At 45.7% G+C, this 14,084-nt stretch carries 14 protein-coding genes, 2 rRNA genes and 1 pseudogene; 11 read left to right on the top strand and 6 right to left on the bottom strand.

Features of this window, described 5'->3' with window-relative positions:
• The 3 genes and pseudogenes from Q0095_RS07300 to Q0095_RS07290 all read left to right on the top strand — a co-directional run.
• Nucleotides 1-325 (top strand): 23S ribosomal RNA (locus Q0095_RS07300); the annotation flags it as partial.
• Between the two features lie 409 nt (nucleotides 326-734).
• Nucleotides 735-851 (top strand): 5S ribosomal RNA (rrf, locus tag Q0095_RS07295).
• A gap of 1,077 nt (nucleotides 852-1,928) precedes the next feature.
• A pseudogene (locus tag Q0095_RS07290) lies at nucleotides 1,929-2,168 on the top strand (helix-hairpin-helix domain-containing protein); the annotation flags it as partial.
• Nucleotides 2,169-2,959: 791 nt separating this feature from the next.
• On the opposite strand, the gene Q0095_RS07285 reads toward Q0095_RS07290, so the two are convergent.
• A complete protein-coding gene (locus Q0095_RS07285) occupies nucleotides 2,960-3,382 on the bottom strand; it encodes an EamA family transporter (RefSeq protein WP_297882742.1) in 423 nt (140 codons plus the stop codon).
• Nucleotides 3,383-3,850: 468 nt separating this feature from the next.
• Between Q0095_RS07285 and Q0095_RS07280 the strand changes: the two genes are divergently transcribed.
• From Q0095_RS07280 to Q0095_RS07270, 3 genes are read left to right on the top strand one after another with little or no spacing between them, the layout of a single operon-like run.
• Nucleotides 3,851-4,234, top strand: a complete 384-nt coding sequence (locus Q0095_RS07280) for a DUF4878 domain-containing protein (protein WP_297882740.1) — start codon at nucleotides 3,851-3,853, stop codon at nucleotides 4,232-4,234.
• Nucleotides 4,216-4,407 (top strand): hypothetical protein, encoded by a 192-nt coding sequence (locus Q0095_RS07275; protein WP_297882738.1) that lies wholly within the window; start codon nucleotides 4,216-4,218, stop codon nucleotides 4,405-4,407. Before Q0095_RS07280 ends, Q0095_RS07275 begins: the two co-directional genes overlap by 19 nt.
• Complete coding sequence (locus Q0095_RS07270; protein ID WP_297882737.1) at nucleotides 4,380-4,826, top strand: YiiX/YebB-like N1pC/P60 family cysteine hydrolase; 447 nt, start codon at nucleotides 4,380-4,382, stop codon at nucleotides 4,824-4,826. Before Q0095_RS07275 ends, Q0095_RS07270 begins: the two co-directional genes overlap by 28 nt.
• A gap of 391 nt (nucleotides 4,827-5,217) precedes the next feature.
• Here the strand turns inward: Q0095_RS07270 and nusA are convergent, their stop codons facing one another.
• Nucleotides 5,218-6,345 (bottom strand): transcription termination factor NusA, encoded by a 1,128-nt coding sequence (gene nusA / locus Q0095_RS07265; protein ID WP_297882735.1) that lies wholly within the window; start codon nucleotides 6,343-6,345, stop codon nucleotides 5,218-5,220.
• 158 nt (nucleotides 6,346-6,503) lie between these two features.
• On the opposite strand from nusA, the gene Q0095_RS07260 reads away from it, so the two are divergent.
• From Q0095_RS07260 to Q0095_RS07245, 4 genes are read left to right on the top strand one after another with little or no spacing between them, the layout of a single operon-like run.
• Nucleotides 6,504-6,746, top strand: a complete 243-nt coding sequence (locus Q0095_RS07260; RefSeq protein WP_005870077.1) for an HP0268 family nuclease — start codon at nucleotides 6,504-6,506, stop codon at nucleotides 6,744-6,746.
• Nucleotides 6,743-8,038: a tRNA (N6-isopentenyl adenosine(37)-C2)-methylthiotransferase MiaB gene (miaB, locus tag Q0095_RS07255; protein ID WP_297882731.1), complete on the top strand. Its 1,296-nt coding sequence runs from the start codon at nucleotides 6,743-6,745 to the stop codon at nucleotides 8,036-8,038. The genes Q0095_RS07260 and miaB overlap by 4 nt, the downstream gene beginning before the upstream one ends.
• Nucleotides 8,019-8,672 carry a lysophospholipid acyltransferase family protein gene (locus tag Q0095_RS07250; protein WP_297882726.1) on the top strand — a complete coding sequence of 218 codons (654 nt, stop codon included), beginning with the start codon at nucleotides 8,019-8,021 and terminating at the stop codon, nucleotides 8,670-8,672. Before miaB ends, Q0095_RS07250 begins: the two co-directional genes overlap by 20 nt.
• Before the next feature lie 46 nt (nucleotides 8,673-8,718).
• A complete protein-coding gene (locus Q0095_RS07245; protein ID WP_297882724.1) occupies nucleotides 8,719-9,474 on the top strand; it encodes a hypothetical protein in 756 nt (251 codons plus the stop codon).
• A 213-nt stretch (nucleotides 9,475-9,687) separates the two neighbouring features.
• Here the strand turns inward: Q0095_RS07245 and Q0095_RS07240 are convergent, their stop codons facing one another.
• The 4 genes from Q0095_RS07240 to panC are packed head-to-tail and all read right to left on the bottom strand — an operon-like array spanning nucleotide 9,688 to nucleotide 13,700.
• Entirely contained in the window at nucleotides 9,688-10,344 is a 657-nt protein-coding gene (locus tag Q0095_RS07240; protein WP_297882722.1) for a metallophosphoesterase, read from the bottom strand.
• Nucleotides 10,341-11,342 carry a tRNA lysidine(34) synthetase TilS gene (gene tilS / locus Q0095_RS07235; protein ID WP_297882720.1) on the bottom strand — a complete coding sequence of 334 codons (1,002 nt, stop codon included), beginning with the start codon at nucleotides 11,340-11,342 and terminating at the stop codon, nucleotides 10,341-10,343. Before tilS ends, Q0095_RS07240 begins: the two co-directional genes overlap by 4 nt.
• Before the next feature lie 5 nt (nucleotides 11,343-11,347).
• Nucleotides 11,348-12,877 carry a radical SAM protein gene (locus Q0095_RS07230; RefSeq protein ID WP_297882718.1) on the bottom strand — a complete coding sequence of 510 codons (1,530 nt, stop codon included), beginning with the start codon at nucleotides 12,875-12,877 and terminating at the stop codon, nucleotides 11,348-11,350.
• A 1-nt stretch (nucleotide 12,878) separates the two neighbouring features.
• The gene (gene panC, locus Q0095_RS07225; RefSeq protein ID WP_297882716.1) at nucleotides 12,879-13,700 is read right to left on the bottom strand and encodes a pantoate--beta-alanine ligase; all 822 of its coding nucleotides are present in this window, start codon (nucleotides 13,698-13,700) and stop codon (nucleotides 12,879-12,881) included.
• A gap of 165 nt (nucleotides 13,701-13,865) precedes the next feature.
• Here panC and Q0095_RS07220 point away from each other — a divergent pair.
• Nucleotides 13,866-14,084: DUF883 domain-containing protein (locus tag Q0095_RS07220; RefSeq protein WP_297882714.1), on the top strand; the 219-nt coding region annotated here is incomplete at its 3' end.

Raw genomic sequence — 14,084 nt, 5'->3', positions numbered from 1 at the left:
TTAAAGCGGTACGCGAGCTGGGTTCAGAACGTCGTGAGACAGTTCGGTCCCTATCTGCCGTGGGCGTAAGAAGATTGAGGAGAGTTGACCCTAGTACGAGAGGACCGGGTTGAACCGACCACTGGTGTACCGGTTGTTCTGCCAAGAGCACCGCCGGGTAGCTAAGTCGGGATGCGATAAGAGCTGAAAGCATCTAAGCTCGAAGCCGACTCCAAGATGAATCTTCTTTTAAGAGCTCTAGTAGACTACTAGTTTGATAGGCCGGATGTGTAATGGATGAAAGTCCTTTAGCTGACCGGTACTAATAGCTCGTTTGCTTATCTTTTAAGCATTACTTCCTTGTTAAGGATAAAATTAATTCCTAATTTTTCACTATGCTTCGTTAAACTTCGCTGCAGACTTCGGTCACATACCATACGTATGCTCCCTCGTCTTTGCTCGTTTGCCTCGCCTAGCAAAAAATTAGTTCTCAATTCGAAATAGTAAATTTTTACTATACCTTATCAACCTTTGTTTTTATAAAACAAGATCTGACTTTAACGATGAACGCAGTGTTAAATAAGAGATTATAAAAGATATCCGTAATCTACGATTAATCCAAATTAGATTACGAAGTATTTTTGATATAAGGCGAACAGGCAGGAACGAGTAAAGCTCATATGCTACGGGGCTAAAGCTCGTAACGTATTCGCGATCTTACTTCAAACAATAAAAGCAATCCCTTATTTAACACTGCCTGTGGCTATACAGACGAGGAAACGCCTTGCTCCATCTCGAACCAAGAAGCTAAGCTCGTCCTGGCCGATGATACTATCCGTTACTCGGACGGGGAAAGTAGGTCGCTGCAGGCTTTGTTAAAATTACATAACTTTCCATACAATTTTCAATTTAAATTCTATTCCGGTGTCTTTAGCTTATCGCTTTTTTAGCCAATAAATATTGCTTGATAAATTTAAAATTCTATAATATCTTTAGGATTTTAGAACCTTCTGTAAATACAAATTTTAAATCTAGCCCTCCATCAATACAAAATCTCAAAACTCTGCATTAAATTTGACTTATATTGAGTGAAAAATGATATGGATTAAAATTTTTCTATAATACTTGCTTGTTCGTATCGTTTTTCCATGCTATCCTGTTGCGTTTGCTTTTTAACTTCTATGGCGCGATCTTTATTTCTAACCTCTACGAGCCTCATTTATGATTTATACATTCGTTCGTTTTTTTAATACATTGCCACGTTTTTATATCTAAATTATAAAGCCGCCGGCACTTATAAGGCTTTCGAATGATTTAAACTATATGCCAAAAAAGCTTGGCAAGTGCTGTTGCTTAATATAATGAAACGTTCTATAAGCAGATAAAACCCTATTAAAAATCAAGCCCGTAAAAAGCATGCCACACAAAAGAAGCTTATGAATGCAGCTAAATTTTATTAATACCGTCCGCCCGGTCTTGCATGTAAAGCATCCGTGCCTTTTATAACACCAGCATCCCGTCGCCGTATTGTTGTATATAGTCTCGCACGTAAAAAGCCTCCGTGCGCAGCAAGGTAGGACTAAATTTCATAAGTACCGCCGCTTAGCCTTTTATATGATTTAAATCCAGATCCAGTTTCAATGCTTGCGGTATTAAATTTAATCTATCTAGCTTTATCGTGCCTATCTGCTTTTTAAGATCAAGCTAAAATTTAACGTATTTATTTAATAAAACGATCAAAGCAGATAAAATTTCAATATATCCACTTAAATTTTATCTCCCTTTAAGCCCGCTACAAATATAATCCTTACCGTATTGCAAGGTAGCGTAATGGCGTATGGGCGCATTCCTTTTCTAGCGCTGGCGCGGGATAGGTATATAAAAGCGCTCAATGCTAATAGAGACGTTTTATTTGGCAATACAGATATCTTAACCTAAAAGGACTTTTAATGAAAAACCTATTTAAATCCGCACTATTTCTATCGCTTCCTGCATTTATGCTAGCAGCAGTAAATTTAAACACCGCAAGTAAAGAGGAGCTTATGGCGCTTCCGGGTATCGGAGAGGCAAAAGCTCAGGCTATCATAGATTATCGCAAGGATAATAAATTTAAAGATATCGAGGATATCAAAAACATTAAAGGCATAGGCGATAAGAGATTTGAGCTTATTAAAGATGATCTTGCCGTAAGCGGCACTACTGATATAAGTGATCTAAAATCCGCAAAAGCTAAAGCAAATAAAAAAGCTAAAGATACCGTCAAATCTGCTAAAGCTAAAGCAAACGCTAAATCAAAAAAGATGCAAGAGAAAATGGATGATAGCATGGATAAGGCTATGAACGATGACGGTAAAGTAAAAGGCTCTACGGCTAAGTTGAAAGACGAAGCTAAAGAAGAGGGATCATCTAAGGCTAAAGGTAAGAGGGGCAAGAAGGGTAAGGGAGAGTAATTTCTCCCGACCTTAGCTTATTATTCTACAAGTCTAGCGCTTGCGGCGATTGCAAGGGTTAGGTAGCAAATGCATAGATTTAGGCGGAGCTAAGAAAGTGTGCAAGATTTTAATTCGAATCTTGCGTAATTAGCTTACTCGACTATACTGTAGATTTAGAAGTTTACAGTTCGATTTAAACTTGTGGATGCGATTTTATTTTATGGTACGGTGAGCCGATATTTTTTGGAATTTTAAGGTGTAAATTCCTGATTTCTCATAAATTTCAATCTCACTACTTTTAAGCAGAACTAAAATTACCCTAAAGACCACCTAACTACAGCAAGGTATTGGCAAATCTATTACCGGCGCGTTTCAGCTAATGCCTAGAAATCGTGTAGGCTGAATGTCAAGCCATAAGAAATCATAGCGGTTTAGGGCGGCAATTTTGCAGAAGCGGCAGTGGGTTTATCTTACGACAAAGCGTATGGCGTAACGCGAGAGTAGCGGCTAAAAAGACCACAAGAGATAGGTTTAAAGCAAATTTTACCCTATTTAAATGCTAGTATTATCACGCCTGCGCCGATGAGTGCTAGCGCGAGCCATTCGCGAAGACTCGGGCGCTCGCCCAAAAAGATCACAGCGATGATTACAACGAGTACCACGCTTAGTTTATCGATCGGTGCTACTTGATAGGCTTTGCCGATTTGCAGAGCTTTGAAATATGCTAGCCATGATGCACCCGTCGCCAGCCCACTTAGTATCAAAAATATCCAGTTGCGAGGGCTCAGACTAGATAACGGCTGCCAGGCTTTAGCGTAGCGTAGGAATGCAGCGAGGCAAAAGGCGATGATGATCGTGCGGATAAAAGTTGCGAAATGAGAGTTGATCCCTTCAAGCCCAATTTTTGCAAATATCGCGGTCAGCGCCGCAAAGAGTGCTGATGCAAGTGCCCAAACCGCCCATGTCTCCATGATATTCCTTTATGAAATGAATTATTGGATTATAGCCCTATTTAGGTAAAATTTCCTTATAATTTCGCGAGCGTCGCAGCAAAAAGCTAAATCGCAAGCGAGCAATCCTACGAAGGCGGCATTGAAATTTTAAAATTTTAGCCGCAAAATACGGCTAAATTTCAGTTTCGACAAGCAAAGCTCGCCTCGCGCGCTACCGAATGAGTTTGGGCACCGTTTGAGTGGTGTGTCGCAAGACACGGTTCGCAGAAACTGTTATAAAATTTTGCTTTGGCAAGATAAAATTTTACCAAGGCAAGACGAGCTTCCCTTCGAATGCAAAATTCTATTTTAATTCAGCAAAAGCACGACCGAATACCCCTTTCGCAAATCCAAACGCGATATAAATTCCCCCGAGCAGAAAGGTTAAAATTTAAAAAATATTCACCGCTCGTATATAAAATTTCAAAATTTCTACGAGGAGAGCTTATGAAAAAATTCCTACTCGCACTCATTGCTATATTCGTTTTAGCGGGCTGCGGCAGCGACCCGAAAGGCGTAGCCGAAGACTTTGTAAGAGCCCTATATGAGGGAGATTCCAAGACTTTGGTAGATGTCGTTTATATACCTGATAAAGAAAGATCGCGCGAGGGGGCGACGGAGATGATAAACGGCAAACTGATGCAAATGGCAGGTGCCGGCAAGGAGGAGGCCTCCAAGCGTGACGGGCTAAAGAGCGTCTCGGGCGAGCTGCAAAATAGCGACGAGAAATCGGCGCTAGTGAAAGTCGTCGTGTCTTTTAAAAACGGCACAAAGCGCACCGAGAGCGTTAAACTCGTCAAAAAAGACGGCAAATGGAAGGTTGCGCTTTAGCCAAAAAGCTTCTCGTCTGCCTGATCTTCGCTCTAGGCGAGTTCGGCGAGCTTTGGACGCTCACGCGCGCGCCTACGGCAAAAGAGCCGCTGTGGGTGCCGGATGAAATTTATCAAATCTACGCACGGGCGATCTCGTCTTTCGCATGGGCGACGTCACCGACAGCCGCATAATCGCAATCACAACGAATTTTAAATACTCGCACGTAGGCATAATCGTGCGCGAGCGCCCGCTTTTGATAGTGCACGCCGTAACGGGCGAGGGCGAGCGAGACGGCGTCGCGACCGTTTCGATGCGGGAGTTTTTGGCGCATGCGCGAGACTTCGGCGCGGTGCGGATGAAATTTTTAAGCGAGGAGCAAAAGGCGCGCCTCGCTGCCTCTCTACTTAGGCGCGTCGGCGAGGGCTTTGCGCTAAGGCCTCGCGGCGAAGCGAACCTCTACTGCACGACGTTACTTGAGCAGGAAATTTCAAAAATAACGGAATTTTCGCCGCAGTATTTCAAGCTAAGCTTAGCCGTCCTGGGCGGCGAATACCTCGCGCCGAAGGCATTTTGGCACTACGGCGGCGTCGAAATTTTATATGAGCGGTAGGCGCAGCTTATCTTGGGGCGGAATTTTGCGCGCTGTGTAAATTTAAATATCGCATCAATTCAAATCCGCGCATGAATAGAATTTAAGCTTAGAATTCTGCGCCGTAAAATTTCGGTCAAAATTTGTTTTGACGCTAAATTTTAAAATTCCGAACGGCGTAAAATTTTATATTAGAATTTCGCAGGGTATTAAATTTACAAATTTCGCTAGCCACCGAATTCGCAAAATTACCGCTCGCTTCAGATTCTACACATTCTACGTGCAAAACAAAATTCCGCCTTGCTGCAGAATTTTCAAAACACGAAATTTACAATTCGTAAAATTCTAAAAGTATAGAATTTTATAAAAAGTGTAATTTACAAAATTTCAAAAAGCGAAGCGCGCCGAGTCTTTATAGCTCGCCGAAAAGCGCTTCGAGATTTTTAAGACCTTCTTCCTTGGAGACCTTTTTCTCGCTCGCCAAGCCGGTTTCGATAAGCTCGATCTCGCAGCCGCACAGCATCGAGGCGAGGCGGATATTTAGACCATTTTTGCCGATCGCTTTGCTTTTTTGATCAGGATTTACGTAGACGATCGCCTTGCCGTCCTGAGTTATTTTGACCGAGTTTACGATCGCGGGCGCCATCGCGCGAGTGATCAAAATTTCGGGGCTTGCGGAGTATTCAAACGCGTCGATGCTCTCGCCGCCGCTTCCGTCTTGCAAATTTTTGCTTAAAAATCTGCTCACCGCGTCGATGCGAGCGCCTCCTTTGCCGACGGTAGCGCCTACCGGATCGACGTTTGGCGAGACGGCGCTAAGTGCGATCTTAGCGCGCCTACCCGGAATCCTAGCGCAGGCTTGGATGATGACGCTGCCGTCTTTGATCTCAGGGACTTCGGCGGCGAGCAGGGCTTCTAGGAATTTCGGGCTGGTGCGCGAAAGCTCCAGTCTGATACCGTGGGATTTGTCGATGGCTACGTTTTTGATGACGGCTTGCAGCACGTCGCCCACTTTGAAATTTTCACCCTTGATGCGGTTTTTTTGCGGCATGAAAGCCTTCGTATCCTCGATCTCTACGTAGGTCGTGCCGTCGTGATCGATCTTAGTGACCGTGCCGTGGGTGAGAGTGCCCACCTTGCTTTTATAGTTTTCAAAAATTTTCTCTTCGAGCAGCCTTTGGATATGGAAATTTAGCTCTCTAGCCAGCACGCCGGAAGCCGTGCGGCCGAGGTTTTCGATATTTATTTCGTAGCTTAGCTCATCGCCGATCTCTGCGTTTTCGCCTATTTTTTTGGCCTCGCTAAGCGCGATGAAGTTGTGATCGCCGAGCCGCTCGTCATCATCCGCGACGACGTGGACCTTTTGGTAAAGCTTAACGCGTTTGGTCTGCGGATCGACTTCGCTGTCGTAGAGATACTCCTCGCCGAAAAGTCTTTTTGCGGTCTGGATGAACGCCGTTTTGACGCGCTCTTTGACGTCTGCGGGCTCAAGCCCCTTTTCATTTGCAATCGACTCGATGATGTCGGTGATTTTTTCCATAAATTTTCCTTAAGATTTGATTTTGTGCTACTAAATTTGGATTTTAAATTTTGAAGTGCGGTATTATATGGAATTTTGACTTTATTTTTATTTAAACGAATTATTATCTAAATTTCGCTAAACTCGCGGGTTTAAAAAGATAAATGAAAGGATAGATCATGCAGCTAAAACTTGCCAGAACGGAGCTCGCCTCTAAGCCAAAAAGCGTTAAGATCGAGGATTTGCAAGCCCAAGTAGAAAAGAGCGGACAGAAAATATTTTATCTGGATAGAGAAAATTCTCAAAAAGATTTAGCCGCTTTGGTGGATTTTTTCGATACTAAGGGTTTTAGCGTGTATCAGCGCATAGTGCGATACGGGCTGAACGAAAACGAGTATATGTACGAGGTGCATATCCTTTGAGCAAACTCCTCTTCATCCAGACCCTAGGTTGCGCGATGAACGTGCGCGATAGCGAGCATATTATCGCGCAGCTAAAAGAGCAAGATTACGAGATTACCGACGACGTAAATATTGCGGATCTAATCTTAATAAATACATGCTCCGTGCGCGAAAAGCCCGTGCATAAGCTTTTTAGCGAGATCGGAGCATTCGATAAAGCGCGGAAAAGAGGCTCTAAAATCGGCGTTTGCGGTTGCACCGCAAGTCATCTGGGCGGAGAAATTTTTAAGCGCGCGCCATTTGTGGATTTCGTACTCGGCGCCAGAAACGTATCCAAAATTTCGCAAGCCGTACGTACGCCAAAATTTATCAGCACCGACATAAACTACGACGAGAGCGATTTTGCATTCGGCGATTTTGCAAGCTCGCCATATAAATCCTTCATAAATATAATGATCGGCTGCGACAAAAAGTGCTCCTATTGCATCGTGCCGCAAACTAGAGGCGATGAAATTTCGATCCCCGCTCAAATTATCTTGCGTGAAGCCGAAAGATCCGCAGCTCGCGGCGCCAAAGAGATATTTTTGCTCGGTCAAAACGTCAATAATTACGGCAAGCGCTTTTCTAATGCGCACGAAAAAATCGACTTCAGCGACCTGCTCATGCGGCTTAGCGAGATAGAGGGCATCGAGCGCATCCGCTTTACCAGCCCGCATCCGCTGCATATGGACGATAAATTTTTGGACGTTTTTTGCAATAATCCTAAAATTTGCAAATCGATGCATATGCCGCTACAAAGCGGCTCTAGCAAGGTTTTGCGCGATATGAAGCGCGGATATACCAAGCAGTGGTATTTGGACCGCGCGCTTAAACTGCGCCAAAGCTGCCCGGGCGTGGCGATCAGCACCGACATCATCGTGGGCTATCCGAGCGAGAGCGAGGAGGATTTTGCTGAGACGATGGAGGTGTTAGAAGCGGTGAGATTCGAGCAGGTTTTTTCCTTTAAATTTAGCCCGCGACCGCTCACACCGGCAGCAAATTTAAAGCCGCTGGATGATGAAATTTCAAGCGAAAGGCTAAGCAGGCTGCAAAGCGCTCACGCTAAAATTTTAGACGAGATCGCAGGAGCGCAAAAAGATAAAATTTTCGACGTGTATTTCGAGGAGCTGCGAGAGGGCGGCACTGCGTGCGGTAGAAGCTTTTCAAATTTTCTAATCTGCGTGCAAGGCGGCGAGGAGCTGTTAGGCAAAACGCGCAGAGTACGTGTCGAAAAGACCGCCAGAATGGCGCTTTATGGAAAAGTTATCGCTTAAAAAGCGGCTATTTTTCCGCGTCGCCGAATATCTCATTTTTATCCTGATTTGGTGTATTTTTTTAACGTGCAGGGTTAAATTTACCCCCACGAAGCTGCCCGAAAAGCCCTGCGTCGTCGTGTTTTGGCATGGAAGACTAGCGATGATGAGCTTTGCTTATAGGCGCTGGTGGCTGCGGGATTTCGGCAATGCTAAGCGAGCTAAGGTCATCATCAGCGATCACAAAGACGGCGAAATCATTACGCGCGTGATCTCGCGTTTCGGCATCGGCGCGATCCGCGGCAGTAGCTTCAAGGGTGGCGCACGAGCCCTGATGGGCGCGATCAAAGAGATAAAAAGCGGCACCGACGTCATCATCACTCCCGACGGTCCGCGCGGCCCGCTTCACAGCGTCGCCGACGGTGCTGTGATCCTTGCGCAGCGGCTAAGCTTAGATATCTACGCGCTAAATTACGAAGCGAGCAGTTTTTGGAAATTTCGCAGCTGGGACGAGATGGTCTTGCCAAAGCCTTTTTCGCGCATAAATTACAGCCTCAGCGCGCCGTTAAATTTAACTGGGCTTAGCCTCGATGCGGGTAAAGAGGCGATCAGGCAACTGCTTTTTGCAAGCGCCGAGCAGGACGTTAAATTTTAGTTTGAAATAATAGTGTTTCGGTATAATTGCAATTTTAGGAGAAAAAATGGCACTATTTAAAGCAAAATCATTCCTCGGCGTCGCTAAAAGTGCCGACGCATGCGAGTTTTTTTATAGAAAATTGGGCTTTGGCAAAAGAATTTTGGATGAGAAATCCGATCGCTTTCCTATCGCGCAAGAAAATGATCTGGCTACCTCACTGGCGGGCTTTGCGGATCTGAGTGATAAAAATTTAATCTCCTGCGTGCTGATTGACGACGAAAATCAAAGAGTGCATTTTAACGAGGATTATATGATTAAAGAAAATAGCATTTATCAAAAAGTCGATGATAGCTTCATCGTGGAATTTCCTCGCGCAAGTGCACAGGCGGTGGATGAGACTTTTGGAATAGAATTTAGCTCGCACACTAGTTTATTTAAAATTTTATACTTCCTACTGAAAAATCAAAACGATTTTGAAAATATGGCTATGTTCGCGCTGAAATTTAATAACCGAGCGTGTTTCGTCGTCGCCAACCAAGAGCGCGTGCTCTATGCCGATATGGTGCGCATCGACGAGGAGATGCAGGCCGCAATGAACGACGCGGACGAGCTTTTTTACGAGCTTTTAAATTTTCAGATCGAAACCTTCTACAAAACCGAAAATAGCGAGTTTCTCACCAATGTTTTCATCTACTCCGACGGCACGCTCAGCAACGAGATCGGCTATGTGATTTTCACGCGCATCTACATAAAAACGAACCTAAAAAATCTAAATTTTGCCGATTATATCAACAAAATCGCGATGCTGGAAGCTCGGTAGATCAAATATCTCGCTCCATACCGAGGCGGAATTTTAAAATTTTATCTTTGGCTTTGCAATATTGCGCTTGCTTGATACGATTTGATTGCCTGTTTGCGCCGCATTTTATTAAATTTTATCTCGCGTTACATAATGGATTTTGGCTGGGTAAAATAATCAGTATTTAAACGGCTCGCTTTTAAATTTAAACTCATTTGCCGCAAATTCTATTTTTTACGAATCCAGATTAATTTTGCGTAAAAAATTTTCTATCAAAGCCCGCCTTTGCTCCACGTCGTCGTTCTCGCTAATGCCCTCTAGCTCGCTTGCGTGATGGGCCTTGGGCGGGATATCTTTGAGATACGACCACACCTCGTCCTCGCTTAAAATTTTGCCGTGCAGATCAAAACCTACGTTTAGCGCCCTGCCTGAAACCTCAGCGATATCTGCGTGCAGGTGACCGTAGAGCATCAGTGCGCCATAATGGCAGTTTGCCCACTCGATCATCGGGTAGTGAGATAGAGCCGCTCTTTTATGCGATAGGCGCACAAAGGCGTAGCCCACGATCTGCTCAAACATAAAATTGCCGTCCGCCTTGCGTCCGCTTAGTAGTTCGTTTTTCATAGCAGCGATGCGCCCATCGTGGTTGCCGAGCACCAAAAAATGTCGCCCGTTTAGTCTGCGAAGTAACTCACAAGTGTGCGCAAAATCCTTGTGAAAGGACACGTCGCCGAGATTATAGACGAGATCCTCGGGCGTAACGAGCGCATTCCAAGCGGCGATGAGATTTTCATCCATCTCGGCTACGTTTGCACCTTTTCTAAAATTGGGATATTTTTTAAGCACCAGCTCGTGGCCGAAGTGCAGATCGGAGGTAAAATAAACGCTCATAAAAGCTCCTCAAATAGCGCAAGATCCGCGCCCTCGGCAAATAAAAATCCGCGGTTTATCGGTGGGATAGCAAGCCGCCTGCACGCTTCTTTAAATTCCTTGTCCATCGCGGCTTTGATATATGGCGTTACGAGAATAAAATTTTTGCTCGCGCCCACGGCTACCTTTCCGCCTAGCACGCAGTCGGCGCCGTTTTCTAGGCAGCGCGCGCATTCGTTTCGCTGTGCGGAGCTTAGCACGAGCCCTAGCCGCTTGCAGGCCTGATCCACGCCGCGAATCTCGTTTACACCGCGTTTTATGAGATAAATTTTTGTCGCGGGATTAGAAATTTCGGGGCTTAAATTTTGTGCGTCGGTCGCCAAAAACTCAAAGCTCTTTTTCACGCCGCTAAAGTATTCGTTTAAAAACGGCTCGCTAAAATTAGCACGAACGCGACCGCGTTTAAACCGGGGCGTTAAATTCGTCTCGTCGGTGAAGTATCTTAGGTTTCGCTCACGCAAAAACCGCTCCAGCTCGCACTTTCGCACGCCCAAAAGCGGACGAGCGATCACGTAGTCCTCGCGAGTTTCTAGCTCCTGCATGCCTAGCAGCTCGCTAAGCCCCGCGCCGCGCCCAAGCTGCATCAAAAACCACTCGAATTTATCGTCAAACTGATGCGCCAAGATCAAATTTTCATAGCCCCGCTCGCGGCAAATCTCGGCGAAAAACTCGTATCTGGCCGCGCGCGCCTCGTGCTCAAAATTTGACTCGCCCAGCTGCACGCTTTTTACGTAGATTTGTTTGTTAAATTTGGCTGCGAGCTGCTGCGCCGAATCGACTTCGTCCTTGCTCTGCGCGCGAACGTTATAATCCACGATCACAAGGTCAAATTTTACGCCCGCCTCGTCTAAGAGGTAAAAAAGCGCCGTGCTATCGACGCCGTGCGAAAATGCAAGCAGATTTTTGCCGGCTCGCAGCAAGGCTAGAATTTTGCTCGGAATTTCAGGCGGATTTTTCATCTCTCTTACGAGCTTTTTAGCACTCGCGCAAGTAGTCTATCGCCCGCAAATTCCGTGATCTCGCACTCGTATAGACCGCCTGCTTTTAGGTTTTGCACGCAGCTTTCGTTGATTAAAATTTCGCCGTCGATGTCCTTGTCCCATGCAAGAGGCTTGGCGCCGTAAAAAAACTCGCCCTCGCTGCTGGCACCTTCGATTATTAGGGGTATCTTTTTGCCTACGAGCGCGCGCATGCTGCTATCTATCGCCTCGCGCGTGATTTTTTCGATTTTATTTAGGCGGCGGCTAATTGTCCGCGCAGGGATTTGCGACATCGCAAAGCTCGCCGTATCCTCCTCCTTGCTGTAAGCAAAAGCTGAAATTCTATCAAATTTAAACTCCTGCAAAAAGTTGCAAAGCTCGTCAAATTCGGCTTCGCCCTCGCCCGGGTGCCCGACGATGACGCCCGTGCGGAGGAACGAGTTTGGCGCTGCACGCATTAGGCTTAAAAGCTCTTTGATCCGCGCCGCGCCTGCGCCGCGTTTCATAAGGCTTAGCATTTTGTCGTTTATGTGTTGAATCGGCATGTCGAAGTAGTTTGCGAAAACGGGTGAGTCAGTGATTGCGCGGATGAGCCGCTCGTCGGTGCTGGTGGGGTAGAGATACAGCACGCGCGCGACCTTGACACCCTTTATTTTTTCGATGCGTTTTATCAACGCGACTAGATCGGTGCCCAAAGCATCGTTATTTTTGCCGTCCAAGTCCTTTTTGCGGACATTTTTACCGCAAGCGGTTTCGTCGTAAGCAGAAATTTCGTCTCCTGCGCTATCACACAAGCCGTCGGAATTTTGTACATCGTAGGAGCCATCGGAATTCTGTCCGTCGCGAAAGCCCGCAAAATTTAACTCGCCTTCGGAGCCTTTAAAATTTGATCCGCCCTTGTTACTGCGTCTTAGATCGCGACCGTAGCTGCTAGAATCCTGCGCGATAAAGCTAAAATCGTAAAATCCGCGCGCTACCAAGCCGCGCACCTCTGCTTCGATGTCGTCGACGCTGCGGCTTTTTAGGCGACCTTTGAAGCTCGGAATGGCGCAGAAAGAGCATTTTTGATTACAGCCCTCCGAAATTTTAACGTAAGCGTGGTAGTTTGAGCCCGTTATCACGCGCGAAGAGGTAAGCGCGGGGCTTTGCAGATAGGTTTGCGGGCTGAATAAATTCTGCTTTTTTAAGATCATTTCGTCGATCTTGTCGTAGTCGCCAACGCCGCTAAAAATATCAACCTCGGGCAGTTCGCGCATGAGCTCATCCTTGTAGCGCTGCATCAGACAGCCCGTGACGACCAGCAGCGCGCCGCTTTTTTTCTGCTCGCTAAGCTTCAAAATCGTGCGGATACTCTCCTGTTTGGCGCTTGCGATGAAGCCGCAGGTATTTACGATCATCACGTCCGCGCTAGCAGGCTCATCCGTGAGCTCGTAGTTTTGCAGACGCCCGAGCATGATCTCGGAGTCGACTAAATTCTTATTGCAGCCTAGAGAAACGAGATGGAGTTTTGCCATTTTACAGCCAGATATTATCGATCAGGCGGGTTGTACCGACCTTTGCGGCAAGCAGGATTATCGTATCGCCTTGCTTGATCTGCGAAATTTCATTAAATTTATAATCCACGAACGCTATATAATCGACCGCCAGTGGCTCAAGCACGCTAAGCATCTTTTCGCGGATGATATTTAGGCTGATCTCGCCTTTTTTAATAAGCGAGCTGGCATTTAGCAAGGAGCGCGAAAGCTTAAGCGCCATAAGCTTTCCCTCCTCATCCAAATAGGCGTTGCGCGAGCTAAGCGCGAGCCCATCACTTTCGCGCACAATCTCACAAGGGATGATATTTATAGGCATAAAAAAGCTCTTTACCATCTTCTGCACGATGAAAAGCTGCTGGGTGTCCTTTTTGCCCATATAAACGTTGCTAGGACGAGTTAGATTAAAAAGCTTATTTAGCACTTTAAGTACGCCGTCGAAGTGCCCGGGGCGCGTTTTGCCTTCTAAAATTTCACTTATTGGCTTAGGTGCTATGATTGCTGGCTCCTCCGTGCTGTAAATTTCATCCGTGCTTGGGATAAAAAGCGCGTTCACATCGAGGCTTTCGCAAATTTTAATATCGCCCGCTTCATTTTTTGGGTAGCTGTTTAGATCCTCGCCGGGCAAAAACTGCGCCGGATTGAGGAATGCCGAGACGATTACGATGTCGTTTTCGTTCCGCGCTCTTTTTATGAGGCTCGCATGCCCCGCATGCAAAGCTCCCATCGTAGGCACGAAGCCCACGCTGCCGCTTGTCGTCGCTCTGAAGCTTTTTAGCTCCTCTACGCTTCTAATAATTTGCATTGTTCTCTCTTTTCAATATAAAATATTAAGGCTGGCAATTATATCAAAAAATATTAAAGGTATAAATTAAGCGCAAAAGGGCGGTCTATTTAGCGAGCGTTAATCAATAAGTACTAAAATCTACCACAAGCTTTAGCTTTAAAACAAACTTCAAAAGGAGCGAAAATGGCTACTCAAGAGATAAATTTAGATTCTTTGAAAAAGGATATCGACTCTTTAAAAGCGGATTTTAAAGAGATTATGAAGTCCATCAAAAACATAGGTGCAGAGCGTGCGGAGTCTGCTAAAGATAAAATTCTAGATCAGCTAAACAGCAATGAGATCAAAAAATATATAGACGATCTAAGGCTCAAAGGCAAAGATGGCATAGAAAGTGTGAATGAC

It is taken from the genome of uncultured Campylobacter sp., from assembly GCF_938045535.1.
GTDB lineage: Bacteria > Campylobacterota > Campylobacteria > Campylobacterales > Campylobacteraceae > Campylobacter_B.
The sequence above is the reverse complement of the archived record's forward strand: the minus strand, read 5'-3'. Positions and strand labels throughout refer to the sequence as shown.